The organism is Rhodobacter sp. TJ_12, assembly GCF_020023995.1.
Lineage (GTDB): Bacteria > Pseudomonadota > Alphaproteobacteria > Rhodobacterales > Rhodobacteraceae > Rhodobacter.
Genome location: NZ_NRRD01000071.1, coordinates 1 through 599 on the forward strand (window position 1 = coordinate 1; position 599 = coordinate 599).

Annotated in this window: 1 protein-coding gene; it reads left to right on the forward strand. The window is 64.1% G+C overall.

Annotated features, from left to right (window positions below; translation table 11 throughout):
• A partial coding sequence (locus CKO11_RS17220; protein ID WP_223641536.1) for a type VI secretion system contractile sheath domain-containing protein occupies positions 1–599 on the forward strand: 599 nt, incomplete at both ends.

Here is a 599-nt window from a genome sequence, read left to right on the forward strand (position 1 = left end):
CAGCGACAAGCTGAAGGAGCTGGTGCGCAACCTCGCCCTCGCGGCCACCGAGCGGTCGGGCACCGCCACCATCTCGGGCAATGCCGTCAAGTCGATCAAGTCGCTGATCGCGGGCATCGACGCGCTCCTCTCGGCGCAGATGAACGAGATCCTCCACGCGCCCGAGGTGCGCCAGATCGAGGGGACATGGCGCGGGCTCCATTATCTCGTGAACAACACCGAGACCGACCAGAAACTGAAGATCCGGGTGATGAACATCACCAAGGACGAACTGGCCGACCAGCTCGAGGACTTCGAGGGCCAGATGTGGGACCAGTCGCCCACCTTCAAGAAGCTCTACACCGAGGAATATTCGATGTTCGGCGGCGCGCCCTTCGGGGCGGTCATCGGGGCCTATGAATTCAGCCACCATCCACGCGACGTGAGCCTCCTGCGCAACATCTCGGGAATCTGCGCCTCGGCCCATGCGCCCTTCATCGCCGCGGCGGCCCCGCAGCTCTTCCGCATGGAGAGCTGGCAGGAACTGCCCAATCCTCAGGATCTCCAGCAGATCGTCTCCTCGCCCGATTACGCCAGCTGGCAGTCGCTGCGCGAGAGCG